This is a genomic window from Microbacterium sp. SA39 (genome assembly GCF_000967865.1).
In the GTDB taxonomy this organism is placed as follows: domain Bacteria; phylum Actinomycetota; class Actinomycetes; order Actinomycetales; family Microbacteriaceae; genus Microbacterium.
Genome location: NZ_JXRU01000030.1, coordinates 40,230 through 65,410, shown reverse-complemented (window position 1 = coordinate 65,410; position 25,181 = coordinate 40,230). Strand labels below are relative to the sequence as shown.

The following is a 25,181-nucleotide window of genomic DNA, read 5'->3' as shown; positions in this document are numbered from 1 at the left end:
AGCGGCGGGGCATCACAGCCGTGGTCAGAAGAGTCCCGGAATCACCTCCTGCTCGAGATCGGAGTAGGTCTCCTCACCGGCGGCGAGGTAGGCGTTCCAGCTCTCGGCATCCCAGATCTCGGCGTGTGCGCCGACTCCGGTGACGATGAGCTCTTTCTGCAGTCCCGCGTACTGACGCAGGTGGACGGGGATGGTGATGCGGTTCTGGCTGTCGGGCATCTCCGCACTTGCTCCGGAGAGGAACAGTCGCATGAAGTCACGCGCCTGCTTGTTCGCGAGCGGAGCCTGACGGATCCGCTCGTGCATCGCCTCGAACTCGGCCGTGCTGAAGACGTAGAGGCAGCGTTCCTGACCGCGGGTGACGACGATGCCGCCGCCGAGGTCTTCGCGGAACTTCGCAGGAAGGATGACCCGTCCTTTGTCGTCCAGTTTCGGAGAATGCGTTCCCAGCAACATCGGCCATCACCCCCTCTTCGTCCGGCCAACTTCGAGGTGTGCCCCACTTTACTCCACTTTCCTCCACAAACCTACGATCAATCCGCCGACTGCCGGCGCGGAGTGCGCAGAGAACACGAAGAAACCGCGGAAATCCGCGGTGAACAAAGGTGGAGCAGGAGTGGAGGGCCGCAGCGGCGAGGGGCGGACGTCGAGTGTTAACGCAGTGAAGCCCGGATGCTCAGCATCCGGGCTTCAGGGAAGGGTGGTCGAGGTAGGGTCAGTGACCGTCTTGGCGGCGGTCCCAGCGATCGTTCATACGATCCATGAACGAGGCCGAACTCGGCTGCTTCGGGGTGGAACGCTCACGCGGCGGAACGGTCGTCGATCGACGCACGGGAGTCACGGCGACCATGACTCCGGCGAGCATGGCCGCGAAGCCCACGACGCCGACCACGATGCCCCAGACGTCACCGATGATGACTCCGGCCACGAGGCCGCCGACTCCCGCGAGGAGCAGCAACGCGCCGTAGACGAGGTTGCGGTAGCTCAGTGTGCGATCGCCGCTCGGCGCGCTCACGACGTCGGCGTCGTTGTGGAGGAGATGGCGCTCCATCTCGTCGAGCAGACGCTGCTCCTGTTCGGAGAGTGGCATTTCGTCCCCCTCGGGTATTGTCCTTTCCAATATACGCGCGACCGGGCGTCGGAGGCTAGCCGATCGAGCCCTCATTGCTTTACGTATGCTGGGAGTCGTGCCGTCCCCTTCACCCGTGCCCGACGAGGTCGCCGCTCGACTGGATCTCTTCCTCTCTTCCACGCGCACCGAGTCTCAGGGCTACGGACTCGAGGCCGCCGCATTCCTCGAGGCCGCCGCCGCGACGCTCACGGGCGGCAAGCGCCTCCGCGCGCGCTTCTGCCACGCCGGCTGGCGAGCCGTCGCCCGGTTCCGCGACCGCGACGCCGTCGAGGCCGATGCACTCTGGGACACGTGCGCGGCGCTGGAGATCTTCCAGTCCGCGGCGCTGGTCCACGACGATCTGATCGACAACTCCGACACCCGCCGGGGTCGGCCTGCCGCGCACCGAGCCCTCGAGACATCGCACCGGGATGCCGGGTGGTCGGGTGACGCGGAGTCCTTCGGCCGCGCCGCGGCCGTTCTCCTCGGCGACCTGCTCGTCGCGTGGAGCGACGATCTGTTGGAGTCCGCACTGGATCAGCATGACAATGCGCGGGCGGTGCGGGCGGAGTACGCCAGGATGCGGCGCGACGTCACGACCGGGCAGTTCCTCGACATCGCGGAGGAGTCGGCATGGAGCGTGAACGACGGGACGCTCCATGCCGAACGTGCCCTGCGCGTGGTCTCCCTCAAGTCCGCCCGATACAGCATCGAGCAGCCGCTCGTGCTGGGCGGCGCTCTGGCCGGCGCCGCGGAGGACCAGATGGCAGCGCTGCGGAACTTCGGACATCCGATCGGCATGGCGTTCCAGCTGCGCGATGACGTGTTGGGAGTCTTCGGCGATGCCTCCGTCACCGGAAAGCCCGCGGGCGACGATCTGCGCGAGGGCAAGCGGACAGTGCTCGTCGCGCTCACGCGTGAAGCCCTCGACCCCTCCGCCCGCAACTTGCTGGATGAGATGCTCGGCGACCCCGAGCTGACGGCCCAGCAGGTGTCGTTCCTGCAGGCGACGATCGCCGGGTCCGGCGCTCTGGAGCGCGTCGAAGCGATGATCTCCGACTACGCGCGCAAAGCCGACCGCGCGCTCTCGGGAGCACGCCTGGACAATGCTTCCGTCGGCGAGCTGCGCGATCTGGCACGTGCAGCCACGATGCGCTCGTCCTGAGACGGCGGTCCTGCTACTGCGCACGTCCTGGACGGGAGCACGCCTGCGCCGGAATTCCGGTCAGGCGAGCGTGCGAGCGAGTCGGCGGACCGCGCTCTTGTGACCGGCGAGGAGTGCGGCGATCGGCGAACGTCCGAGGCTCTCCTCCTCCTCGAACAGCCAGTCGATGAGCTCGTCGTCGGTGAAGCCGGCATCCTGCAGCACGATGATCGTGCCGCGCAGGGAACTGAGCGGCTGCCCGTCCACGACGAAGGCCGCCGGAACCGCGAAGACGCCGGTGCGTCGAGAGCCGACGAGGTAGTGCTCATCGATCAGGCGGCGCACTCGACCCAGCGGCAGGTCCAGCGCCTCGACGAGGTCGGGCATGGTCAGCCACTCGACGGCAGGGGTTTCCACAACGTTCTCAGACACGCTGCCCACTATCTCACCTCCGATCGGATGCCGCATGTCGGCACTCCAGTCACATCCTTCACTTCTGTCACTCCAGTTGACTTCCGTTTACTTCCGTGTCAACGTGAGGTGCTCGAAAAGGGGGACCCTTGGGACTCGACAACGCCACGCGTCGCACGCGATATCTTCAGCTCGGCATGCCCGCCGCCGTGATCGGCGCGCTGGCCGGAACGCTCCTGACCGCACCGGCGGAGGCGGCGACCGCGCCGAATGCCGTCGAGCGTCAACGTTCGACGCCGCTCCGCCTCGTGCCCGCCCAGGTTCCACCGGCGAACTACGCGGTGCAGCCCGGTGACACCATCTCGGCGATCGCCTCGCGCTTCGGTCTCCGCACGGCCGACGTGCTGGTCTGGAACGGCCTCTCCTGGCGCTCGGTCATCTATCCCGGCCAGACTCTGATCCTTCAGGCACCCATCGTCGCGGCCGCTACGTCCGCGGCAGCACCGGCCGCCCCTGCGGCGACCGTGCATGCCGTGGTCGCCGGCGACACGATCTATGCGATCGCGCAGAAGTACGGGACCACCGTCGACGCGGTATTCGCCGCGAACGGCCTGACCCGCGCCTCGGTGATCTACCCGGGGCAGACTCTCGCGGTGTCCGGCGCAGCCACCCCGGTCGCGGTCGCCCCGGCGGCAGCACCCGTGACCGCCGTCGCCCCGGCCGTCACCGCGACCCACACCGTCGTCGCCGGAGACACTCTCTTCGGGATCGCGCAGAAGTACGGGACCACGACCCCAGCGCTCTTCGCTCTGAACGGTCTCGATGCGTCGTCGATCATCTACCCCGGCCAGACCATCGGCGTACAGGGCGCGGTGGCGGCACCGGCAGCAGCACCTGCGGCGGCGCCCGCTGCCGCGACATCGACGCTCGACGCGGAGCAGGCCGCGAATGCGGCGCTCATCATCCGCATCGGGCGCGAGCTGGGCGTCTCGGACCGCGCAATCGCGATCGCTCTGGCCACGGGCATGGTCGAGTCCGGTCTGCGCAATCTCGACTGGGGCGACCGCGACTCGCTCGGCATCTTCCAGCAGCGTCCGAGCACGGGCTGGGGGGCTCCGGAACAGATCATGGACGCGGATCGCAGCACGCGCGTGTTCTACGGCGGTCCGAGTGACCCGAACGGGCACATGACGCGCGGCCTCCTCGACATCCCCGGCTGGGAGAGCATGGCGTTCACCGACGCGGCTCAGGCCGTGCAGATCTCCGCCTATCCCGACAAGTACGGCCAGTGGGAAGCACAGGCGTACAGCTGGCTCGCGCTCCACGGCTGAGCCGCACGAGGAAAACCCACAGCCCTCAGGGGTGCGCCGTTCCCCTCTCTTTCAGGCAGTCCTCCATAGAATTCTGACGTGACGACCAATCATCAGGCCGACCCCCTCATCGGGCGGCTTGTCGACGGTCGCTACCGCGTGCGGGCCCGGATCGCCCGCGGCGGCATGGCCACGGTCTACGTGGCCACCGACCTCCGCCTCGAACGCCGCATCGCGCTCAAGGTCATGCACGCGCACCTCAGCGACGATTCGGCCTTCCAGAGCCGCTTCATCCAGGAGGCACGGGCCGCCGCCCGCCTCGCGGACCCGCACGTGGTCAATGTCTTCGATCAGGGCCAGGACGGTGAGCTCGCCTACCTGGTCATGGAGTATCTGCCGGGCATCACGCTGCGCGAGCTGTTGCGCGAGCAGAAGAGGCTCACGATCCCGCAGACCATCACGATCATGGATGCGATCCTCGCCGGGCTCTCCGCCGCGCACCGCGCCGGGATCGTGCACCGTGATGTGAAGCCCGAGAACGTACTCCTCGCTGAGGACGGCCGGATCAAGATCGGCGATTTCGGACTCGCCAGAGCGACGACCGCGAACACTGCGACCGGGCAGCAGCTGCTCGGGACGATCGCGTATCTCGCGCCGGAGCTCGTGACCCGCGGCACAGCCGATGCGCGCAGTGACATCTACGCGCTCGGCATCATGCTCTACGAGATGCTCGTCGGGGAACAGCCGTACAAGGGCGAGCAGCCCATGCAGATCGCCTTCCAGCACGCCACCGAATCGGTCCCCCGACCGAGCGTCCGCAACCCCGGCGTTCCCGATCCACTCGACGAGCTCGTGCTCTGGGCGACCGAGAAGTCGCCGGACGAGCGCCCCGACGACGCCCAGCAGATGCTTGACCGTCTGCGCGAGATCGAGCGCGAGCTCGGCATAGCACCCGCGGTCGCCGCAGCGACGATGTCGCAGCGCAGCCAAGGCGACTCGGGCGATCTGACCAAGGTGATGCCGAGCACGATCGTGATCGCGGACCCGACGGGACCCGCCCCGCAGACGATCGACAACGCGACGATCCTGCGTCGCCGCGCGTCGCGTCGTCGTGCCCGCGGAGCATTCCTGCTCGCATTCGTGCTGCTGCTGGCGGTCCTCGCCGGAGGCGTCGGTTGGTGGTTCGGTTCGGGACCGGGGTCGCTGATCGCGGTGCCCGACGTCGCAGGGTCGACGTACGACCAGGCGGCCGAAACCCTTACTGCCGAGGGTCTCGCCCCGGTCCGCGGTGAGGAGTACTCGATCGACGTCGAGAGGGATGTGGCCATCCGCACCGACCCTCAGGCCGGCGACCGGCTCGACAAGGGCGCGGAGGTGACCGTCCTGATCTCCCTCGGACCACGGCCGCACACCGTCGAAGCACTCAACGGCAAGACCGAGGACGAGGCCCGTGCGTACCTCGACTCCCTGAATGTCACCGTCGCGGACGAGAAGCTCGAACTGTTCTCGGATGCCGCGGCAGGCGTCGTGATCAATGCCTACGTCGCACCTCGCGCGGGTGGCGACAAGTACGAATGCGGCGGCGGATGCGAACTGTTCGAGGCGGACACCGTCGACTTCTTCGTGTCGCTGGGACAGCTGCCCGACGTCACCGACACCTCGGTGCAGCAGGCGACCCAGGCGCTGACCGACAAGGGACTCAACGTCGCGGATGAGCGCATCGAGCAGTACAGCGACTCGATCGCCGAGGGGCGCGTCATCGGCTTCGCGGACCGCGCCCAAGAGGGCAACTGGCGCCCGGGTGACGAGGTTCGACTGATCGTCTCGATCGGGCCCGAGCCCATCGAGATCCCCGACGTGTCCGGCATCTCCATCCGGGACGCCGTGGCGAGACTGCAGGATGCCGGGTTCAAGCCGGTAACCGCCGCGCCGGAACTCGTCTGGGACATCTTCACCGCGACGCGCACCGATCCGGAGGCCGGGCAGGCGCGCGTGCGGGGAAGCGAAGTTCGCGTGTTCGCCGCCGGGTGATCGCCCTCGTCGTGATACGCCTCACCGCGCCCGACAACGCAGAACCCGCCCTCCCGATCGACGGTGAGGGCGGGTTCTCCATTCCCGATGCTCAGCGCTTCTCGAGCTCCTCTGCGACGAGGAAGGCGAGTTCGAGCGACTGCATATGGTTCAGGCGCGGGTCGCACAGGCTCTCGTAGCGCGTCGCGAGAGCGGCCTCGTCGATCTGCTCCGAACCTCCGAGGCACTCCGTGACATCGTCTCCGGTGAGCTCTACGTGGATGCCGCCGGGGAACGTGCCCACGGCGCGGTGCGCCTCGAAGAAGCCGCGCACCTCGTCGACGACGTCATCGAATCGACGCGTCTTGTAGCCGGTCGGCGTCGTGATGCCGTTCCCGTGCATGGGATCGGTGACCCAGAGCGGCTGCGCCCCCGAATCGCGCACGGCCTCGAGCAGCGGCGGCAGAGCATCGCGGATCTTGCCGGCGCCCATACGCGTGATGAACGTCAGCCGCCCGGGCTCGCGCTCCGGGTCGAGCTTGTCGATCAATGCGAGGGCTGTGTCGGGCGAGGTCGTCGGCCCGAGCTTGACGCCGATGGGATTGCGGATCTTCGAGAAGTAGTCGACGTGCGCCCCGTCGAGATCGCGCGTGCGCTCGCCGATCCAGAGGAAGTGGGCGGAGGTGTTGTACGGAGTGTCTGTCCGCGAATCGATGCGAGTCATCGGGCGCTCGTAGTCCATCAGCAGGCCCTCGTGGCCCGTGAAGAACTCGACTCGCTTCAGTTCGTCGAAATCGGCGCCCGCGGCCTCCATGAACTTGATGGCGCGGTCGATCTCCGCCGCCATGCGCTCGTAACGCTGATTGGCCGGGTTCTGTGCGAAGCCCTTGTTCCACGAGTGCACCTCGCGGAGATCGGCGAAGCCACCCTGCGTGAAGGCGCGGATGAGGTTCAGGGTGGAGACCGCCGTGTGGTAGCCCTGCAGCAGCCGGCCGGGATCGGCCCGACGGGAGCCCTCGGTGAAGTCGTAGCCGTTGACGATGTCGCCTCGGTAGGCGGGCAGCGTGACGTCGCCGCGCGTCTCCGAGTCGCTCGATCGCGGCTTGGCGAACTGCCCGGCCATGCGCCCCATCTTCACGATGGGCATGGACGCTCCGTAGGTGAGCACGACGGCCATCTGCAGCACCGTCTTGATGCGATTGCGGATCTGCTCGGCGGTCGCTCCGGCGAAGGTCTCGGCGCAGTCGCCCCCCTGGAGCAGGAATGCCTGCCCGGATGCCGCACGCGCCAGACGCTCGCGGAGGTTGTCGACCTCTCCGGCGAAGACCAGCGGGGGAAGCGAGGCGATCTGCCGGGAGACGTCGGCGACGCGGTCCGCGTCGGGCCACTGCGGCTGCTGCTTGATGGGAAGCGAGCGCCATGCATCAAGGGCGTCGATGTGGTGCGGGAGCATGCCTCAAGCCTAGTGGTCGGCGTGCAGCCGAGACGCTCTAGGAGGCCTGTGTGACGCGGGAGGGTAGACGGTCCTTGACGGTAGACGCATAGACGTCTTCGTACTCCTGCTGACCCAGACGATGAAGGGCCACCATGATCTCGTCGGTGACCGAGCGGAGGATGTACCGGTCGTTCTCCATCCCGGCGTAGCGGGAGAAGTCGAGCGGCTCCCCGATGACGATTCCGACACGCATGACGCGCGGGACACGGCGGCCGATCGGCATGGCCGTGTCGGTGTCGACCATGATCACGGGCACCACCGGCACCTTGGCCTCGAGCGCCATCCGCGCGATGCCGGTACGCCCGCGATAGAGCTTGCCGTCGGGGCTGCGCGTGCCCTCGGGGTAGATCCCGAGGAGGTCTCCCCCGCCGAGCACCTGGAGCCCGGTGTTCAACGACGCCTCGGAGGCCTTGCCACCGGAGCGATCGATAGGGATCTGCCCGGTCGCCTTCATGAAGAACTTGGTGGCGACGCCCTTGATGCCTCGGCCCGTGAAGTAATCGCTCTTGGCGAGGAACGACATCGGACGGTCGATCACCAGCGGCAGGAAGATGGAATCGGCGAAGGAGAGATGGTTGCTCGCGAGGATCGCGGCACCGTTCGTGGGCACGTTGCTGCGACCCACGATCCAGGGGCGGAAGATCGCCTTGACCACGGGGCCGATCACGACGTACTTCATCAGCCAGTAGAACATCGAGGTGAAGTCTAGCGCCGCGCTCGGCATCCGCTCCGGCGTTCTTCACCCGGACGCCCGGATCGCGACTGAGTTTCACCCGAGCTGCGACGCGGTGTCATGCTCTAGACTCAAGTCATACACCTGCCCGACCGGTACCGAAGGAGCTGCCGTGGTCCAGTTTGAAGTCCCCGCGATCGTCCCCGCTGACCCCGACGCGAACGTCTCGGACCTGCTCTTCCAGCGCGTCGCTGCGACACCCGATCGCGCCCTCTTCTCCGTTCCGGCGGGCGACGGCTGGCGCGACATCTCCGCCGCCGACTTCCAGACGGCCGTGGTCGCCTTGGCGAAGGGCTTCGCCGCCGCCGGCATCCAGCCCGGCGAGAAGGTCGGCTTCCTCGCCCGCACTACGTACGAGTGGACTCTCGTCGACTTCGCGCTCTTCTACGCCGGCGCCGTCATGGTGCCGATCTACGAGACCAGCTCCCCCTCCCAGATCCAGTGGATCCTCGAGGACTCCGGCGCGATCGCCCTCATCGTCGAATCGCCCGAGCACTTCGCGCGCGTCGACGAGATCCGCAGCGACGTGCCGCTGGTCCGCGAGATCTGGCAGTTGCACCTCGGTGCGATCGACACGCTCACCGCCCAGGGTGCGGCGGTGACGGATGCCGAGATCGAGCGGCGCCGGAACCTCGCGGTCGGCTCCGATATCGCGACGCTCATCTACACGTCCGGATCCACCGGCCGGCCGAAGGGCTGCGTGCTCACCCACAGCAACTTCGTCGAGCTCACTCGCAACTCGGCGAAGGCGCTGAACGCTGTCGTGGAGACGCCTGGCGCTTCGACGCTGCTGTTCATCACCACCGCGCACGTGTTCGCCCGGTTCATCTCGATCCTCGACATCCACGCGGGTGTCCGCACCGGGCATCAGCCCGACACGCGCCAGCTGCTCCCCGCACTCGGCTCGTTCAAGCCCACCTTCCTCCTCGCCGTCCCACGCGTGTTCGAGAAGGTCTACAACTCCGCCGAGCAGAAGGCCGAGGCCGGCGGCAAGGGCAAGATCTTCCGCGCCGCCGCCGATGTGGCGATCGAGCACTCCAAGCTGCTCGAAGAGGGCAAGAAGATCCCGTTCGGGATGAAGCTCAAGTTCGCCCTCTTCAACAAGCTGGTCTACAGCAAGCTCCGGGCGGCGATGGGCGGCAACGTCGTCTACGCGGTCTCCGGTTCCGCGCCGCTGGGCCCGCGTCTCGGCCACTTCTTCCACAGCCTCGGCGTCGTGATCCTCGAAGGGTACGGCCTCACCGAGACGACGGCGCCGGCGACCGTGAACCTGGCTGACAAGTCGAAGATCGGGACAGTCGGTCCTGCGCTGCCCGGTGTCGGCGTGCGCCTCGGCGAAGACGGCGAGATCGAAGTCCGCGGCGTCAACGTCTTCAAGGAGTACTGGAACAACCCGGAGGCCACCGCCGAGGCCTTCAGCGACGGCGGCTGGTTCCGCACCGGCGACATCGGCAGCTTCGACTCCGAGGGCTTCCTCACGATCACGGGCCGCAAGAAGGAGATCATCGTCACCGCCGGCGGCAAGAACGTCGCACCGGCGGCGCTCGAGGACCCGATCCGCGCGAATCCGATCATCGGTCAGGTCGTCGTCGTCGGAGACCAGCGTCCCTTCATCTCGGCGCTCATGACTCTCGACACCGAGATGCTCCCGACGTGGCTCGCCAACAATGGGCTCGACGCGAAGATGTCGCTCGAACAGGCCTCCCGGAGCGATGCGGTCCGCGCCGAGGTGCAACGGGCGGTCGACGGCGCGAACGCCCGGGTCTCGCGCGCCGAGTCGATCCGCAAGTTCACCATCCTCGATTCGGAGTGGACGGAAGCGTCCGGACACCTGACGCCGAAGCTGTCCATCAAGCGCAACGTCATCATGAGCGACTTCGCCGATGAGATCTCTGCGATCTACGATGAGCCGGTCTCCACGACGAACGTACCGATCGGCGGCTGACCGGCCGGGTCGACCGGCCCCCTTCGACGCGAACGGCCCCCTTGCGCACGTGTGCAAGGGGGCCGTTCGACGAGAAAGGGGCCGGTCGGCAAGGAAGATCGGTCAGAACCAGGAGCTCTCGCGGACCTCGCGCATGGCCTGCTTGCGCGTCTCGGGATCGAGGCGCGAGAGGAAGAGCCTGCCGTCGAGGTGATCGGTCTCGTGCTGCAGCGCCTGCGCGAGAAGGCCCTCTCCCTCGAGCACGACGGAGTTCCCGTCGAGATCGATGCCCTCGACACGGGCCCAGGGGTGACGCTGCGCGTCATGCCAGAGACCGGGGACGGACAGGCAGCCCTCGCCGGTCGGCGCCGGTTCTCCGCGAACCTCGGTGAGCACCGGGTTGAGCACGTAGCCGACATCGCCGTCGATGTTGAAACTGAAGGCGCGGACGGCGACGCCGATCTGCGGGGCCGCCACACCGGCGCGACCGGGGAGCTCCACCGTGTCGACGAGGTCGGCGACGAGTGCCCGCACGCCCTCGTCGATCTCCTCGATCGGCGCGCACGCCGTGCGAAGGACGGGGTCGCCGAAGATACGGATCTCGCGCACTGTCATCAGGCGGCCTTCGCCCGGAGGCCCTCGACCAGGAGCGCGGCGAGTTCGCGCGCGGCGATCCGCGTCTCAGGCAAGAGGTTCGCGAAGACGATCGTTCCGCCTCCGGCGATCTGCGGGTCGTACGGCATCCTGATGACGCTCTTGGCACGGGTCGCGAAGTGCGTCTGCAACTCGTTCAGCCGAACGAGCGGCGCGCCGGGGTTCGACTGGTTGAGCACGACGATCGCCTCGCGCGCCTGGTCGGCGTACCCGTTCGTCTCGAGCCAGGTGAGCGTCTCCGACGCCAGCCGCGCCTCATCGACGCTCAGTCCCGAGACGATGACGATCTGATCCGCGAGGTCGAGCGTCGCCGACATGACGGAGTGAACGATCCCGGTGCCGGTGTCCGTCAGCACGAGCGAGTAGTAGTGCGCGGCGACTCCGGCGACGTCCCGGTAGTCGCTGTCGCTGAAGGCCTCGGCGATTCGGGGGTCGGCATCAGACGCGAGCACGTCGAGGCGGGTGGCGTCACGCGCCACGATCGCCGAGATGTCGTGGTATCCCCGCACGTCGTCGTGGATCCGAACCAGATCACGGACCGACTTGTTGTGGTGCGGACGGACTATGCGCTCTGCCAGCGTGCCACGGTCGGGATTCGCGTCGACGGCGATCACGCGATCCTCACGTGCATCGGCCAGCGCCATCCCGAGCAGCGCGGTGATCGTCGTCTTGCCCACGCCGCCTTTGCGGGAAAGCACGGGGACGAACCGAGCGCCACCCACGAGCGGTGCGGCGATCCGTGCGCTCAGGGCCTTCCGCTCGCGAGCCCGTCGTCCGTCACCGATGTTGATGCGGTGGCCGGAAACGGTGTACAGGAAGTGGCTCCACGCCCCTTCGGGCTCCGGCTTCGTGCGGCGGTGAGGATCGAGCAGCCGGTCTGCGGTGAGCAGGTCGGCGGACTCGCGCGAGGACTCGCCCAGTTCATCCAGACGCTTCGAGGTGAGCGTCACGTCCGTGCGGGCGGATGCCCGCGTGGGCTGCGGGACGACGGACTTCTCGTCGGGAGTGGACACGGGTTCGGTCTCCTTCACGGCGCGCGGGCGCGCAGGGGCGGGTGCGGGTGCGACGAGCGCGGAATCGGAGTCGGCGGTCGCTCGGGCGAGGAACCGAGCAGCAGCTTCAGCCGTTTCGGCGTGCTTCCGCGCGGCGTCCGGCCGCTCTGCGGCGAGTCCGGCGGGCACGGATTCCGGCTCGACGGCGGCGGGAACCTCCGGAACCGGGGCAGGCTCGGGGTCGGGCTCCGGCTCGACCTCAGCCTCGGCATCAAGCTCAACCTCGGGCTCGGGCTCGGGCTCGGGCTCGGGCTCGGGCTCAGGCTCAGGCTCAGGCTCAGGCTCAGGCTCGGGCTCAGCCTCAAGGTCAGGCTCGACCTCGGGCTCACGCTCGCGCTCAACGCGCGCGTCCGTCACGGCTTCCGATGCGTGCGCGATCGGCTCGAGATCGGGCTCCGGCTCGAAGTCCTCCTCGAGCTCGGCCTCCTCGAGCTCGGCCTCCTCGAGCTCGGCCTCGTGCACGACGTCGTCCGGCTCCGTGCTCTTCACGACAGGCTCTGGTGCCTCGGGCTCTTCGATCACGATGGGTCCGATGTCGATCCCGATGTCGCGGCGCGGGGGCGAACCCGGCTTGTCAGAGATGACCTTCGCCGGCATCGGAGCCTTCAACACGCCCGGCGGCAGCTGCCCCGACTCCGCGATCGACCGCGGTGCGGCGGTCCTCGCGGCGACGGCGGGCAGCTCGTCGATGATGAGGTCGCCGACGACCTCGCCCTCGACGACGCCCTCGTCATCGAGATCGTCGTCCTCGGCGATGGGCAGGGTCACGCTGACCTGAGCGGTTCCGCCGAGGATGCTGATGCTCGCCGTGTCCGGGGAACCGGCGTCGTCGAGCACCCCCAGCGGATTCTCCTCAGGGTCAGTGGTGTTCTTCGGGGTCACGATGTCACTCCAAGCCTGCGCGGGCCTCGGGAGCGCAATGCGCGGCCCTCGCCCGCCCAGATTAGTGCGCGGGACGGATGACGACCAAAAGATCGCCGGCATCCACCTGCTGCGTCTCGGAGATCGCGTGACGCTCGATCACCCCGTCGACCGGCGCCGTGATGGCTGCTTCCATCTTCATCGCCTCGATGGAGGCGATCGGCTCACCGGCCCGCACGGCGGCGCCGACGTCGGCCTTCAGCGTCACCACACCGGAGAACGGAGCCGCTACCTGGCCCGGAGTGGACGTGTCCGCCTTCTCGACCTCGTGGGCGTTCACCGCGACGGCTCTGTCCCGCACGAAGACCGGGCGGAGCTGTCCGTTGAGCGTCGTCATCACCGTACGCATGCCCTTGTCGTCGGCGTCGCCGATGGCTTCCAGACCGATGAAGAGCTGCACACCGCGATCGATCTCGATGCGGTGCTCCTGCCCCTGCACGAGTCCGAAGAGGTAGTCGCTGGTGTCGAGCACCGAGAGGTCGCCGAACAGCTCGCGCCGCTCGATGTACTCCTTGGTGGGCGCGGGGAACAGGAGGCTGTTCAGTCGCGCCCTGCGCTCGGCGCTGGACCCGGCGAGGGCCGCCTCATCGTCTGCACTGATCTCGGTGAACCCGGTGCGCACCGAGCGGCCGGCGAGAACTTTCGTGCGGAATGGCTCCGGCCAGCCTCCGGGGAGCTCACCGAGCTCGCCGGCCATGAAGCCGATGACCGAGTCCGGCACGTCGTACTTCTCCGGGTTGGCCTCGAAGTCCGCCGGATCCGCCTTCACCGCGGCCAGGTGCAGCGCGAGGTCGCCGACGACCTTCGACGAGGGCGTCACCTTCGGGACGCGGCCGAGGATGCGGTCGGCGGCGGCGTACATGTCCTCGATGAGCTCGAAGTCGTCCTCGAGCCCGAGCGCCTTCGCCTGCTGGCGCAGGTTCGAGAGCTGGCCACCGGGGATCTCGTGATGGTAGACGCGGCCCGTGGGTCCCGGGAGGCCCGACTCGAACGGTGCGTACTGACGGCGGACCGCCTCCCAGTAGGGCTCGAGATCCGACACGGCGCTCAGGGCGATGCCACTGTCGCGCTCGGTGTGCGCGAGCGCCGCCACGAGCGACGAGAGGGACGGCTGGCTGGTCGTCCCCGAGAGCGGAGCGGATGCCGCGTCCACGGCATCCACGCCGACCGCGCTGGCGGCGAGCAGCGTCGCGAGCTGGCCGCCAGGGGTGTCGTGGGTGTGCAGATGCACAGGGAGGTCGAAGCGCTCGCGCAGCGCCGAGACCAGCTTGGCCGCGGCGGCCGGGCGGAGGAGCCCCGCCATGTCCTTGATCGCGATGATGTGGGCGCCCGCCGCGACGATCTGGTCGGCGAGACCGAGGTAGTAGTCGAGGGTGTAGAGATCCTCCGCCGGGTCGAGCAGATCGCCGGTGTAGCAGAGCGCGACTTCGGCGACCGCGGTGCCGGTGTTGCGCACCGCCTCGATCGCCGGCCGCATCTGCTCGACATCGTTCAGGGCATCGAAGATGCGGAAGATGTCGACGCCGCTGCGGGCGGCCTCGGCGACGAACGCCTCGGTGACAGCCGTCGGGTACGGCGTGTAGCCGACGGTGTTGCGTCCGCGCAGCAGCATCTGGATGGCGACGTTCGGCAGCGCGGCGCGCAGCTTGTCGAGTCGCTCCCAGGGATCTTCGCCGAGGAAGCGGAGCGCGACATCGTAGGTCGCTCCGCCCCATGCCTCGACCGACAGCAGTCCAGGGGTGAGCCGCGCAAGGTACGGAGCCGCCGCGACGAGGTCCTTCGTCCGGACGCGCGTGGCGAGCAGTGACTGGTGGGCGTCACGGAAGGTCGTGTCGGTGATGGCCAGGGCGGTCTGCTCGCGGAGGCTGCGTGCGAAGCCCTCCGGTCCGAGCTCGAGCAGGCGCTGACGCGATCCCGGCGCAGGCTCCGCCGTGAGATCGACGGTCGGCAGCTTGGTGACCGGATCGACGACGCCGGGGTGGGCGCCGTTCGGCTTGTTGACCGTGACGTCGACCAGCCAGTTCAGGAGCCTCGTCCCGCGGTCCTTCGAGACCCGGCCGCGCAGCAGCTCGGGGCGCTCGTCGATGAAGGAGGTGCTGACGTCTCCGGCGATGAACGCGTCGTCGTCGAGCAGCGCCTGCAGGAACGGGATGTTCGTCGAGACGCCGCGGATGCGGAACTCCGCCAGGGCGCGTCGGGCTCGTGCGACCGCTGCGGGGAAGTCGCGTCCGCGGCACGTGAGCTTCGCGAGCATGGAGTCGAAGTGAGGGCTGATCTGCGCCCCCTGGTGAACCGTGCCTCCGTCGAGGCGGATGCCGGCGCCACCGGGCGAACGGTAGGTCGTGATCTTGCCGGTGTCGGGGCGGAATCCCTGCGTCGGGTCTTCCGTGGTGATGCGGCACTGCAGTGCGGCACCGCGAAGGTGAAGGTTCTCCTGCTGGAGTTCCAGCTCCGCGAGAGTCTGGCCGGCGGCTATCCGCATCTGGCTCTGCACGAGGTCGACGTCGGTGACCTCCTCGGTCACGGTGTGCTCGACCTGGATGCGCGGGTTCATCTCGATGAAGACGACCTCACCGGTCCGCTCCCCCGCCGTCTCGAGCAGGAACTCCACGGTCCCCGCGTTCTCGTAGCCGATGGAGCGCGCGAACGCGACCGCGTACGCGTGGAGGGCGGTGCGGATGCCGTCGTCGAGGTTGGGAGCGGGAGCGATCTCGACCACCTTTTGGTGGCGTCGCTGGACCGAGCAGTCGCGCTCGAACAGGTGCACGGTCTCGCCGGTCTTGTCGGCGAGGATCTGCACCTCGATGTGCCGCGGTCGCACGACCGCCTGCTCGAGGAACATGCGGGCGTCACCGAAGGCGCTCGCCGCCTCCCGCATCGCTTCGGCCAGAGCGGGCGCGAGGTCGCCGGCTGTCTCGACACGCCGCATGCCGCGGCCGCCGCCACCGGCGACAGCCTTCGCGAACAGCGGGAAGCCGATGTCCTCGGCCTGAGCGACGAGCTCGTCGACGTCGTCCGACGCCTCGGTGGAACGCAGCACCGGCACTCCGGCCTCGATCGCGTGGCGCTTCGCCTCGACCTTGTTCCCGGCCATCTCCAGCACCTTCGCCGGCGGACCGATGAAGACGATGCCGTTGGCCGCCGCCTTCTCCGCGAGCTCCGGGTTCTCCGAGAGGAATCCGTATCCCGGGTAGATCGCATCCGCTCCCGCTTCGAGAGCGACACGGATGATCTCGTCGACGTTCAGATATGCGCGCACCGGATGACCGCGCTCGCCGATCTCGTAGGCCTCGTCGGCCTTCAGCCGATGAACGGAGCCGCGGTCCTCGTGCGGGAACACCGCGACGGTGCGCGCCCCCACCTCGTACGCCGCTCGGAAGGCCCGGATCGCGATCTCGCCGCGGTTGGCCACAAGGATCTTCTGGAACATGCACACCTCTGAGAGCTCGATGCACGGCGTTTTCGACGTGCAGGGGCGGGGCTGAGTGTTCCCTCAGCCTAGGGGAAGGTAACGTGGTGTCCGTGCACGTACTCAGCGTCAGCTCTCTCAAGGGGGGCGTCGGCAAGACGACCGTGACACTCGGGCTGGCCTCAGCGGCTTTCGCTCGAGGCGTCCGGACGCTCGTCGTCGACCTCGACCCGCAGTCCGACGTCTCCACCGGGATGGACATCCAGGTGGCCGGACGACTCAACATCGCCGATGTCCTGGCGAACCCGAAGGAGAAGGTCGTCCGTCAGGCGATCACCTCCAGCGGCTGGGCGAAGGTGCACCCCGGAACGATCGACGTGCTGATCGGCAGCCCATCCGCCATCAACTTCGACGGCCCGCACCCGAGCGTGCGCGACGTCTGGAAGCTCGAGGAGGCCCTCGCTTCCGTCGAAGCCGACTACGACCTCGTCCTCGTGGACTGCGCGCCTTCGCTGAATGCGCTGACTCGAACCGCGTGGGCGGCGAGCGACCGCGTCATGGTCGTCACCGAGCCCGGCCTCTTCTCCGTGGCAGCGGCCGACCGCGCCCTGCGTGCGATCGAGGAGATCCGTCGTGGTCTCTCCCCGCGTCTTCAGCCCCTCGGCATCGTCGTGAACCGCGTGCGCCCGCAGTCGATCGAGCACCAGTTCCGCATCAAGGAGCTGCGCGACATGTTCGGTCCCCTCGTCCTCTCCCCGCAGCTGCCGGAGCGCACCTCGCTGCAGCAGGCGCAGGGTGCGGCCAAGCCGCTGCACATCTGGCCGGGAGACTCCGCTCAGGAACTCGCCGCGGACTTCGACTCGCTGCTCGACAGGATCATCCGGACCGGGCGCATCGCGCTCCCCGAGAACGTCTGACGCTTCGACGGGCTCAGCGACCAGACGGACGCACAGCGAAACGGCCATCCTCATCGAGGGTGGCCGTTCTCTCGTGCGAAGGTCAGGCGGAGCGCTTGGACCGGCGCGCGGAGAGCTCGTCGACAGGATCCGGTGCGGTCGCGTCGAACGCGACGAGCGTCGACTCCACCTCGCGGAGCACCTTGCCGACGGCGATGCCGAACACGCCCTGGCCGCGGCTGACGAGATCGATGACCTCATCGTTCGACGTGCACAGGTAGACCGAGGCCCCGTCGCTCATCAGCGTGGTGCCGGCGAGATCGCGGATGCCGGCGCGACGCAGCTCTTCGACCGCGGTGCGGATCTGCTGCAGGGAGATGCCGGTGTCGAGGAGGCTCTTGACGAGCTTCAGCACCAGGATGTCGCGGAAGCCGTAGAGGCGCTGCGAGCCCGAGCCGCTGGCGCCGCGAACGGTGGGCTCGACGAGCTCGGTGCGTGCCCAGTAGTCCAGCTGGCGGTAGGTGATGCCTGCGGCGCGAGCGGCGACGGCGCCACGGTAGCCGACCTCATCGTCCATGGCGGGAAGCCCGTCCGTGAAGAGGAGTTCGGGCACGAACCGCGGGTCGCCTGTGAGCTCATCCGCATTCATCTGAAATCCTCCCTGGAACGGTTATCTCCACGGTAGAGCAGTGCCCGGGCACCGGCAATGACATCCGCGGAGCGTCGAGGGTGTGTCGCAATCAGTTCGTTACGAAAGCACACGCGACAGTGCATCCTTGACGAAGAGCGCGCGCACTTCGTCGATCTTCGATGCGAGTTCGGGCGCCAGTTCGCTCGCTCTGGCGCGAGACGCGGCATCCGTCCGACGCAGCAGCGACGACATGGCCGACTCGATCAGAGCGACCTCGCGATCGGCGCCCTGGCGGAGGGAGCGCAGATGCCGCGGCTCGATGCCGTGACGGTCCAGCGCCACGAGTCCGCGCAGCAGCGTGACCGTAGCCTCCGGGTAGTTCTCCTGCGCGGTGATGACGCCCGTGCTGATCGCATCGTTGAGCAGTTGAGGCCCTGCCCCGGCCGCAGCGAGAAGCTCGGCGCGGCGATAGCGACGGGGCGCGGGCGTGATCGAGGGAGGCGGCGCGAACGACGGCTCGCCGACGGCGTCGTCGAGCTGCTCGCGGATGACGCTGAGCGGCAGGTAGTGATCCCGCTGAAGGGTGAGTCCGAGACGGAGACGCTCGATGTCGGCGGCGGAGAATTTGCGGTATCCGGACTCGGTCCTCGACGGGCTGACGATGCCCTGGACCTCGAGGAATCGCAGCTTGCTGGAGGTCAGATCGGGGAACTCCGGAGTGAGACGCGCGAGCACCTGACCGATACTCAGCAGGCCCGCGGACGCTGAGCGTTCGCGGGCGGGAGCTGCCGCCATCAGGCGTTCGCCGCCTGGCGGTCGTGAGGAGAAGCGAAGAAGTTCAGACGGAACTTGCCGACGCGCAGCTCCGAACCGTCGACGAGAGGGCTGCGGTCGACGCGCTCGCCGTTGACGTAGGTCCCGTTGAGCGAACGCTGGTCGATGATCTCGAACGTCGTGCCCGTGCGGGTGATCTCCGCGTGTCGGCGCGAGACGGTCACGTCGTCGAAGAAGATGTCGGCCTCCGGGTGTCGGCCCACAGTCGTCACATCGGTGTCGAGGAGGTACCGGGCCCCGGCGAGTGCGCCGGAACGGACCAGCAGCAAGGCCGATCCCGACGGCAGCGCCGCGATCGCGGTCTGCTCGACGTCGGTGAGCTCCACGCCGAACGGCACGAAGGACAGGTCCGAATCGTGTCCGAACGTCTGCGTCACGTCGTGTCTCTGCTCGCCAGAGCGGTGGATCGCGGCTTCTCCGGCCGGTCGGCTGTCGCTGTCAGTCACTGTGCCCTCCTAGGTTGTCCAGACTAACGGATGCCGAGGGGCCCGCGGGAGGCCAGGTCCATACTCAGCCGTCCTATACCGGTGATTCATAGGCTGAGCCTGTGAAGACTGAAGCCGTGCGCCGTTCCGCCGCCCCTGTGGCTCTCGCAGCGCTCCTGAGCCCGGTTCCGACGCCCCTTCGGGGCGATAGGCTTAACGCATGCCCCATTACGATGTCGTCATCCTCGGTGCCGGTCCTGGTGGATACGTCGCCGCCGTCCGCAGCGCACAGCTCGGCCTGTCCACGGCCATCATCGAAGAGAAGTACTGGGGCGGTGTCTGCCTCAACGTCGGCTGCATCCCCTCCAAGGCGCTCCTCAAGAACGCCGAGCTGGCGCACACGCTGAACCACAAGGCCGACTTCTTCGGAATCTCGGGTGAGTTCACGATCGACTACGGCAAGGCCTTCGACCGCAGCCGCGTCGTCGCCGACGGACGCGTCAAGGGCATCCACTTCCTGATGAAGAAGAACAAGGTGACCGAGTACGACGGTCGCGGCACCTTCACCGGCCCGAAGGCGATCTCGGTCGCCAAGGCCGACGGCTCCACCGAAGAGGTCACGTTCGACAACGCGATCATCGCCACCGGCTCGAAGGTCCGTCTGCTTCCGGGCGTGCAACTCAGCGACAACGTCGTGACCTATGAGGAGCAGATCCTCAGCCGCGAGCTGCCGAAATCGATCGTCATCGTGGGCGCCGGCGCCATCGGCATGGAGTTCGCCTATGTGATGACGAACTACGGCACGAAGGTCACCATCATCGAGTTCCTCGACCGCGCGCTCCCCAACGAGGATGCCGACGTGTCGAAGGAGATCACGAAGCAGTACAAGAACTACGGCGTCGACATCCTCACCTCGACCAAGGTCGAGACCGTCGTCGACAACGGCTCGTCGGTCACCGTCACCTACACGGGCAAGGACGGCCAGCAGGCGTCGATCGAGGCCGACAAGGTGCTCATGTCCGTCGGCTTCGCCCCGAACACCGAGGGCTTCGGCCTCGAGGCGACCGGCGTGAAGCTCACCGAGCGCGGCGCGATCGACATCGACGACCGCATGCGCACCAACGTCGAGGGCATCTACGCGATCGGCGACGTCACCGCGAAGCTGCAGCTCGCCCACGTCGCCGAGGCGCAGGGCGTCGTCGCCGCCGAGACGATCGGCAAGGCCGAGACGATGACGCTCGGCGACTACCGCATGATGCCGCGCGCGACGTTCTGCTCCCCCCAGGTCGCGTCGTTCGGCCTCACCGAGCAGCAGGCGAAGGATGAGGGCCGCGACATCAAGGTCGTCAGCTTCCCCTTCATGGCCAACGGCAAGGCGCACGGTCTCGGCGAGCCCGTCGGGTTCGTGAAGCTCATCGCCGACGCCGAGCACCTCGAGCTCATCGGCGCACACATGATCGGCCCCGACGTCGCGGAGCTCCTCCCCGAGCTGACGCTGGCGCAGAAGTGGGACCTCACCGCGCTGGAGCTGGCCCGAAACGTGCACACGCACCCGACGCTGTCGGAGGCACTGCAGGAGGGCTTCCACGGCCTCGCCGGTCACATGATCAATTTCTGATGCGGCGCGACTCAATGCGACGAAGGAGCGTTGAGTCGTGACGGATCAAGGTTGAGCGAGCGCAGCGAGCCGAAATCTCGTCGACCCGCGTCCTGTTAGATCCAGCCACGAAGGCCCCGGCCCTCTTCGGAGATCCGGGGCCTTCGTGCGTCAGATCCCGCGCATCGTGATGATCCCCGCCGACCATCGACGCACCGGCCGGCTCCCCATCGCCCGGATGACGAGCTCCCGAGGAACGACGGTGCCGATGCCCGCCGGCGCCCCCATCGACATGTAGAACGACGATCGCCGCTGGACGACGCGGGTCGCTCGGCGTGTGCGCTGCTCGTAGCGGGTGAGATCCGGCATCCGTCCGGGGAGCGCACTGCGCAGCTCTGCGGCGAGGTGCACGGCATCCGTCCACCCGAGATTCATCCCCTGCCCACCGATCGGGCTGATCTCGTGCGCCGCGTCGCCGAGCAGGATCACCCGCCCGCGAGCGACGCGCGGCGCGATGTGCTGCGCGGCGACGAAGACCGTCGGATCGCCCTGATCGGTGAGATCCAGGCGGATGCCGGTCCGCGTCTCCACCGCTTCGCGGAAGGCCTGCGGCGTGTCCAGGCGCACCTCGGCGCCCTGTCGCGCCACCCACCGGCGGCGGCTTCCGGGGAGTGGGAAGGTCTCGACCAGACCGGCCGGCTCGCAGTGCAGCACCGCGCGGTCGCCCGGCTCCGGATCGGCGACGTCGATCATCGCGTAGGTCGCTCGCCCGCCTCGGCGTCGCCATCCGAGTCCGAGATCCTCGCGGAGGCGACTCCGCACACCGTCGGCCGCGACGACCACGGCGGCAGTGAGCACGTGAGGCCCGTCCGGGGTGCCGACGGAGACGCGCACGACATCACCGTCGTCTCTGACGTCCTGTACCGTCCAACCGCGTCGCAGAGCCTCCGGAGCGCGGGCCGCCAGCCGCGCTCTCAGCAGCGCGTCCGTGCGGGTCTGCGGGAGGATCATGACGGGGCGGTCGGGTGCGAACGCGAGAGAGGCGAGGGTCCGTCCGCGGCTGCGCACCTCTCCCCCGACGAGGCGCAGCGCCTCGCGGCGAACCGCTGCCCCCACGCCCGCCGCATCCAGTGCATCGAGACCGGGCCGATGGATGCCGATGGCACGGGTGCGCGTATCGGCATCCGCCCGGCGCTCGCACACCGCGACGCGCAGTCCGTTCTGGGTCAGCAGACACGCCAGCAGCAGCCCGACCGGCCCCGCGCCGACGATGAGCACGTCATGATCGGGCACCGTCGGCCTCCCATCGCAGTTCGATCCGGAAGGGTGCACCGCCCCTGACCTGCCAGCCGCGGGGAGCGATGGCCGCGAGCTCTGCGACGGTGAAGGAGCGGCGGATGCTGAGCAGACCGTCCACGCGGATGAACGATTCGGCGAGCAGGTTCCGCGACAACGGCCACGTGGCAGCGGAGAACAGCGCATAGGGCAGGCGCCCGCGCGCGATGTCATGATGCGCGGCCAGCCCGCCAGGGGCGAGAAGTCGCCGGGAGTCGTCGAGCACCGTCTGCAGATCCCGCTCGTCGAGGTGGTGCAGCACGTGATTCGACAGCACGACGTCGAAGGTCTCCCCGGCATCCACCAGCGCCGTCGACAGAGCGGCGCGGTACGTCACCCCGGCGCCGCGGTCGTGCGCCACGGCCCACCGGATGGCGCGCTCGTCGACGTCGAGCGCCGTGATCTCGGCGGCGAGCCCCTCGTGGCGAAGCCGTCCGGCCAGGAACCGGCACAGGTCGCCGCCGCCGGTTCCGATGTCCAGGATCCGCAACGGTCGCGCTGCCGCCACGGCCCGGGGACGGATGTCTCGTCGGTAGATCAGTCCCGGGCGGGAGACCAGGGCGTTCACGAAGGCGAAGCGCCCGTAGGTACGCGCCAGCATCCGCTCATCCGCGTGGGGATCGTCCATCAGCTCGCGGACGTCGACGTCGCGGACCGAGAGTCCGGCGCTCATGACTCCGCAGCGGTCGTGACGGTCATCAGAGCGCTCTCCGCAGTGAGTCCCGGCCCGAACGCCATCGCCGCGACGCGTTCGCCGGCCCGGGCGCCCTCCTCCTCGAGGATGCGCTTGAGCACGAACAGGACGGTCGCGCTGGACATGTTGCCGTTCTCGCGGAGGACCTCTCTCGCGGGATGCAGCTGGGTGTCGCTCAGATGCAGCTTCTCCTGCACGCGATCGAGGATGCTGCGCCCGCCGGGGTGGATCGCCCAGTGCGCGACCTCATCGCCGACTGCGTCCTCGTCGAAGGCAGCCACCAGGGCGTCCTCCGGCGCGTACAGCGGACGCAGTGCCCCGATGATGGTGTCGCCGATGATCTGCGGCACGGTCGTGGCGAGGATCATCTCAAACCCGGTGTCGCCGATGGTCCAGGCCATCGCCTTCTCCCCCTCCGGGGCGATCGCGGTGTGGAAGCGGTCCAGACGCAGCCCCGTGGACCCCGCCGGGAGGTCGCGCGCCGTCACGATCCCCGCGGCGGCACCGTCGGCGAACAGCGAGGAGGCGACGATCGTGTCGGGGTCCTCGGACGATCGCAGGTGCAGGGTGCACAGCTCGACGCTGACCACCAGGACGACCGCGTTCTCGTCGGCGGCGCAGAACTGGCTCGCGGCACGGAGCGCGGGCATCGACGCGTAACAGCCCATGAAGCCCAGGTGATAGCGCTGCACGCTGTCGGCAAGACCCAGGGCGCGCACGATCTCGTAGTCCGGACCCGGGGCATGGAAGCCGGTGCAGGAGACGGTGATGACATGCGTCACGTCTGCGGCCTCGACATCGGGGGCGGAGTCGAGAGCGCGGCGGGCGACATCGACGAACAACCGGGCCGCCTCACGCGTGTAGACGTCGTTGCGCACCTTCGTGCCGGGTGCGAGCAGCGCGCCCGATCGGCGATCGAAGAACACCGGATCCGTCGTATCGGATTCGAGGGACAGCTCTTCGATCACGGTGTGCCGCGTGTCGATGCCGGACACGTTGAAGGAGGTCGCGACGATCCGCTGCGCCAACCGGCCGAGTTCGGGCTGGGCGGCGAAGACGTCGCGCACCTCATCCTGGTGAAGGACGGTCTCGGGGACGATCGTCTGCAGCGATCGAAGCACAGGCGGTCGGCTCATGATGTCACTCAAGCACGCGCCGAGCAGTACCGGGAAGGGGTTGCGTGCGGTGTGGCCGTCCGACTAGAAGCCGAGTGCGCGGGCGAGCTTCGAGCCGGAGGTCGAATCACGGCCGCCGACGGCGCGCACAGCCTGCTCGACGGCGACGAAGAAGACCGTGCGTCCTGCCTCGTCGGCGGGCGCCGCGGGGCCGAGCTCCATCTCCCACTCCCGCCATTCGCGCTGCACGCCCTGACGGAGGTCGGTGGCACGGACCCGGTCGTCGACGAACTCCGCGACGAGGCCGTCCGGCCCGGTGAGCAGGTAGGCGGTGCGGTCGTTCTCGATGCGGGCGAGCGGAGTGAGGGGTTCGGTCGTCCAGGTGGAGACCGTCTCGGCGACGGCATCCGGGAGGTCGTCTCCGTCGGCGAGCGGCCAGCCGAGTTCGAGGCGCCCGTCGCCCTGTCGGGGCCCCTTGACGTGCCAGCCCTCGTCCGGACCGCCGGTGCGTCGTCGGAGTGCGACTCCAGAGCGCGCGAGCACGCCGTCGACCGTGTCGAAGTAGCGGGCGTCCAGGGCTCTCGCCTCCCCGGCCGACACGGTGTCGACGCCGGGGATCGCGCCCCAGTCGGGCAACGGCGTCTCGATGTCGACGTCGTACTTGCGCTCGACCTCGACCGTGCGGGACGGCTCAGTCGTCATCGCCCCGCGTGAGATCTTCGAGGGCCTCGTCGAACCAGTAGTCGATCTCGGTGGGTCCATCTTCGGGTCCGGTGTTCGACGGCTCGCCGCGGCGGTTGTACACCACCTGCGTCTCGCTGTAGGGGACGATCAGCTTGTCGTCCGCGTCGTCGAGAGGAATGATCTGCCCGTCGAGCGGGCCGCCGTGAAGTCGTGCGAGTGCCATGGGTTCACAGTAGTCCTTCACCCGATGAGGATGCCGAGCACCGCGCCCGCGATCATCCACGGACCGAAGGCGATGCGAGTGGAGCGGTCCGCGCGCCTCAGGAGCATCAAAGCGAGGGCGTAGAGCGAACCCAGCACGAAGGCGGACGCGGCGCCGATCACGAGTGCCTCCCAGCCGTGCCATCCCAGGACGAGGCCGATGACCGCGGCGAGCTTCACATCGCCGCCGCCCATGCCCGACCGGCTGATCAGTCGCAGCAGGGCGTAGAACCCGCCGAGGGCGAGCATGCCGAGGAGTGCGCGGATCAGCGGACCGCTCTCGTGGGCGAGCAGGGCGTCGACAGCAGCGAGGGCGATCAGCGCCGCGAGGGTCGGCAGCACGATCCGGTTCGGAAGACGATGCGTGCGGACGTCGATCACGGTCAGCCATGCCCCGATGCCGAGCAGCACGCCGTGCACGAGAACGATGAGCGCGATCCTGGGGTCCATCCCGGCAGGTTAGGAGATCGGCGGATGCAGGGTGGGCGGGGTGTGGATAACCGTGGAGCGAGCGGATTTCCGGATGTCCGATGTA

23 protein-coding genes are annotated in these 25,181 nt (G+C 68.3%); 6 read left to right on the top strand and 17 right to left on the bottom strand.

Annotated features, from left to right (window positions below; all coding sequences use genetic code 11):
• Positions 1–24 precede the first annotated feature (24 nt).
• Positions 25–456 carry a division/cell wall cluster transcriptional repressor MraZ gene (mraZ, locus tag RS85_RS06210; RefSeq protein ID WP_028501511.1) on the bottom strand — a complete coding sequence of 144 codons (432 nt, stop codon included), beginning with the start codon at positions 454–456 and terminating at the stop codon, positions 25–27.
• Between the two features lie 259 nt (positions 457–715).
• Positions 716–1,090 (bottom strand): DUF3040 domain-containing protein, encoded by a 375-nt coding sequence (locus RS85_RS06205; RefSeq protein WP_046012569.1) that lies wholly within the window; start codon positions 1,088–1,090, stop codon positions 716–718.
• A gap of 97 nt (positions 1,091–1,187) precedes the next feature.
• Between RS85_RS06205 and RS85_RS06200 the strand changes: the two genes are divergently transcribed.
• Positions 1,188–2,276: a polyprenyl synthetase family protein gene (locus RS85_RS06200; RefSeq protein WP_046012664.1), complete on the top strand. Its 1,089-nt coding sequence runs from the start codon at positions 1,188–1,190 to the stop codon at positions 2,274–2,276.
• A gap of 60 nt (positions 2,277–2,336) precedes the next feature.
• Here the strand turns inward: RS85_RS06200 and RS85_RS06195 are convergent, their stop codons facing one another.
• Complete coding sequence (locus tag RS85_RS06195; RefSeq protein ID WP_442921927.1) at positions 2,337–2,696, bottom strand: Rv2175c family DNA-binding protein; 360 nt, start codon at positions 2,694–2,696, stop codon at positions 2,337–2,339.
• A gap of 167 nt (positions 2,697–2,863) precedes the next feature.
• Between RS85_RS06195 and RS85_RS06190 the strand changes: the two genes are divergently transcribed.
• Together RS85_RS06190 and pknB are read left to right on the top strand one after the other, a co-directional pair.
• Positions 2,864–3,997, top strand: a complete 1,134-nt coding sequence (locus tag RS85_RS06190) for a LysM peptidoglycan-binding domain-containing protein (RefSeq protein ID WP_082087520.1) — start codon at positions 2,864–2,866, stop codon at positions 3,995–3,997.
• A 78-nt stretch (positions 3,998–4,075) separates the two neighbouring features.
• Positions 4,076–6,007 carry a Stk1 family PASTA domain-containing Ser/Thr kinase gene (pknB, locus tag RS85_RS06185; RefSeq protein WP_046012568.1) on the top strand — a complete coding sequence of 644 codons (1,932 nt, stop codon included), beginning with the start codon at positions 4,076–4,078 and terminating at the stop codon, positions 6,005–6,007.
• A gap of 91 nt (positions 6,008–6,098) precedes the next feature.
• Here the strand turns inward: pknB and RS85_RS06180 are convergent, their stop codons facing one another.
• Complete coding sequence (locus RS85_RS06180) at positions 6,099–7,439, bottom strand: class II 3-deoxy-7-phosphoheptulonate synthase (protein WP_046012567.1); 1,341 nt, start codon at positions 7,437–7,439, stop codon at positions 6,099–6,101.
• 37 nt (positions 7,440–7,476) lie between these two features.
• Positions 7,477–8,175, bottom strand: a complete 699-nt coding sequence (locus RS85_RS06175; protein WP_046012661.1) for a lysophospholipid acyltransferase family protein — start codon at positions 8,173–8,175, stop codon at positions 7,477–7,479.
• Positions 8,176–8,326: 151 nt separating this feature from the next.
• Between RS85_RS06175 and RS85_RS06170 the strand changes: the two genes are divergently transcribed.
• Complete coding sequence (locus tag RS85_RS06170) at positions 8,327–10,159, top strand: AMP-dependent synthetase/ligase (RefSeq protein ID WP_046012566.1); 1,833 nt, start codon at positions 8,327–8,329, stop codon at positions 10,157–10,159.
• Between the two features lie 102 nt (positions 10,160–10,261).
• Here RS85_RS06170 and def read toward each other — a convergent pair whose 3' ends face one another.
• The 3 genes from def to RS85_RS06155 form a co-directional block, all read right to left on the bottom strand.
• Positions 10,262–10,753: a peptide deformylase gene (gene def, locus RS85_RS06165; RefSeq protein ID WP_046012565.1), complete on the bottom strand. Its 492-nt coding sequence runs from the start codon at positions 10,751–10,753 to the stop codon at positions 10,262–10,264.
• Positions 10,753–12,726, bottom strand: a complete 1,974-nt coding sequence (locus RS85_RS06160) for a MinD/ParA family ATP-binding protein (protein WP_046012564.1) — start codon at positions 12,724–12,726, stop codon at positions 10,753–10,755. The genes def and RS85_RS06160 overlap by 1 nt, the downstream gene beginning before the upstream one ends.
• A gap of 61 nt (positions 12,727–12,787) precedes the next feature.
• Positions 12,788–16,195 carry a pyruvate carboxylase gene (locus tag RS85_RS06155; RefSeq protein ID WP_046012563.1) on the bottom strand — a complete coding sequence of 1,136 codons (3,408 nt, stop codon included), beginning with the start codon at positions 16,193–16,195 and terminating at the stop codon, positions 12,788–12,790.
• Positions 16,196–16,287: 92 nt separating this feature from the next.
• Here RS85_RS06155 and RS85_RS06150 point away from each other — a divergent pair, with 92 nt between their 5' ends.
• The gene (locus RS85_RS06150; protein WP_046012660.1) at positions 16,288–17,091 is read left to right on the top strand and encodes a ParA family protein; all 804 of its coding nucleotides are present in this window, start codon (positions 16,288–16,290) and stop codon (positions 17,089–17,091) included.
• 82 nt (positions 17,092–17,173) lie between these two features.
• Here the strand turns inward: RS85_RS06150 and RS85_RS06145 are convergent, their stop codons facing one another.
• The 3 genes from RS85_RS06145 to RS85_RS06135 all read right to left on the bottom strand — a co-directional run bounded on the left by RS85_RS06145 (position 17,174) and on the right by RS85_RS06135 (position 18,981).
• Positions 17,174–17,719, bottom strand: a complete 546-nt coding sequence (locus RS85_RS06145) for a MerR family transcriptional regulator (RefSeq protein ID WP_046012562.1) — start codon at positions 17,717–17,719, stop codon at positions 17,174–17,176.
• A gap of 99 nt (positions 17,720–17,818) precedes the next feature.
• Positions 17,819–18,496 carry a transcriptional regulator FtsR gene (gene ftsR / locus RS85_RS06140; protein WP_046012561.1) on the bottom strand — a complete coding sequence of 226 codons (678 nt, stop codon included), beginning with the start codon at positions 18,494–18,496 and terminating at the stop codon, positions 17,819–17,821.
• Positions 18,496–18,981: an FHA domain-containing protein gene (locus RS85_RS06135; RefSeq protein WP_046012560.1), complete on the bottom strand. Its 486-nt coding sequence runs from the start codon at positions 18,979–18,981 to the stop codon at positions 18,496–18,498. Before RS85_RS06135 ends, ftsR begins: the two co-directional genes overlap by 1 nt.
• 199 nt (positions 18,982–19,180) lie before the next feature.
• Between RS85_RS06135 and lpdA the strand changes: the two genes are divergently transcribed.
• A complete protein-coding gene (lpdA, locus tag RS85_RS06130) occupies positions 19,181–20,578 on the top strand; it encodes a dihydrolipoyl dehydrogenase (protein ID WP_046012559.1) in 1,398 nt (465 codons plus the stop codon).
• Positions 20,579–20,728: 150 nt separating this feature from the next.
• On the opposite strand, the gene RS85_RS06125 is transcribed toward lpdA, so the two are convergent.
• From RS85_RS06125 to RS85_RS06100, 6 genes are all read right to left on the bottom strand, one after another.
• Positions 20,729–21,850, bottom strand: coding sequence for an FAD-dependent oxidoreductase (locus RS85_RS06125; RefSeq protein WP_046012558.1), 1,122 nt, complete (start codon positions 21,848–21,850; stop codon positions 20,729–20,731).
• Positions 21,837–22,565, bottom strand: a complete 729-nt coding sequence (locus tag RS85_RS06120) for a methyltransferase domain-containing protein (RefSeq protein ID WP_046012557.1) — start codon at positions 22,563–22,565, stop codon at positions 21,837–21,839. Before RS85_RS06120 ends, RS85_RS06125 begins: the two co-directional genes overlap by 14 nt.
• Positions 22,562–23,722, bottom strand: a complete 1,161-nt coding sequence (locus RS85_RS06115; protein WP_046012556.1) for a type III polyketide synthase — start codon at positions 23,720–23,722, stop codon at positions 22,562–22,564. The genes RS85_RS06120 and RS85_RS06115 overlap by 4 nt, the downstream gene beginning before the upstream one ends.
• A 63-nt stretch (positions 23,723–23,785) precedes the next feature.
• Entirely contained in the window at positions 23,786–24,403 is a 618-nt protein-coding gene (locus RS85_RS06110; protein ID WP_046012555.1) for a CYTH domain-containing protein, read from the bottom strand.
• Positions 24,393–24,608 carry a hypothetical protein gene (locus RS85_RS06105; RefSeq protein ID WP_046012554.1) on the bottom strand — a complete coding sequence of 72 codons (216 nt, stop codon included), beginning with the start codon at positions 24,606–24,608 and terminating at the stop codon, positions 24,393–24,395. Before RS85_RS06105 ends, RS85_RS06110 begins: the two co-directional genes overlap by 11 nt.
• Positions 24,609–24,625: 17 nt before the next feature.
• Positions 24,626–25,096, bottom strand: coding sequence for a prepilin peptidase (locus RS85_RS06100; RefSeq protein WP_046012553.1), 471 nt, complete (start codon positions 25,094–25,096; stop codon positions 24,626–24,628).
• Between the last annotated feature and the right edge of the window lie 85 nt (positions 25,097–25,181).

Bases quoted from the DNA above. Each gene is read 5' to 3' on its own strand.
- mraZ (WP_028501511.1), bottom strand. From the start codon at position 456: ATGTTGCTGGGAACGCATTCTCCGAAACTGGACGACAAAGGACGGGTC.
- RS85_RS06205 (WP_046012569.1), bottom strand. From the start codon at position 1,090: ATGCCACTCTCCGAACAGGAGCAGCGTCTGCTCGACGAGATGGAGCGC.
- RS85_RS06190 (WP_082087520.1), top strand. From the start codon at position 2,864: ATGCCCGCCGCCGTGATCGGCGCGCTGGCCGGAACGCTCCTGACCGCA.
- RS85_RS06180 (WP_046012567.1), bottom strand. From the start codon at position 7,439: ATGCTCCCGCACCACATCGACGCCCTTGATGCATGGCGCTCGCTTCCC.
- RS85_RS06175 (WP_046012661.1), bottom strand. From the start codon at position 8,175: ATGTTCTACTGGCTGATGAAGTACGTCGTGATCGGCCCCGTGGTCAAG.
- def (WP_046012565.1), bottom strand. From the start codon at position 10,753: ATGACAGTGCGCGAGATCCGTATCTTCGGCGACCCCGTCCTTCGCACG.
- RS85_RS06155 (WP_046012563.1), bottom strand. From the start codon at position 16,195: ATGTTCCAGAAGATCCTTGTGGCCAACCGCGGCGAGATCGCGATCCGG.
- RS85_RS06145 (WP_046012562.1), bottom strand. From the start codon at position 17,719: ATGAATGCGGATGAGCTCACAGGCGACCCGCGGTTCGTGCCCGAACTC.
- ftsR (WP_046012561.1), bottom strand. From the start codon at position 18,496: ATGGCGGCAGCTCCCGCCCGCGAACGCTCAGCGTCCGCGGGCCTGCTG.
- lpdA (WP_046012559.1), top strand. From the start codon at position 19,181: ATGCCCCATTACGATGTCGTCATCCTCGGTGCCGGTCCTGGTGGATAC.
- RS85_RS06120 (WP_046012557.1), bottom strand. From the start codon at position 22,565: ATGAGCGCCGGACTCTCGGTCCGCGACGTCGACGTCCGCGAGCTGATG.
- RS85_RS06115 (WP_046012556.1), bottom strand. From the start codon at position 23,722: ATGAGCCGACCGCCTGTGCTTCGATCGCTGCAGACGATCGTCCCCGAG.
- RS85_RS06110 (WP_046012555.1), bottom strand. From the start codon at position 24,403: ATGACGACTGAGCCGTCCCGCACGGTCGAGGTCGAGCGCAAGTACGAC.
- RS85_RS06105 (WP_046012554.1), bottom strand. From the start codon at position 24,608: ATGGCACTCGCACGACTTCACGGCGGCCCGCTCGACGGGCAGATCATT.
- RS85_RS06100 (WP_046012553.1), bottom strand. From the start codon at position 25,096: ATGGACCCCAGGATCGCGCTCATCGTTCTCGTGCACGGCGTGCTGCTC.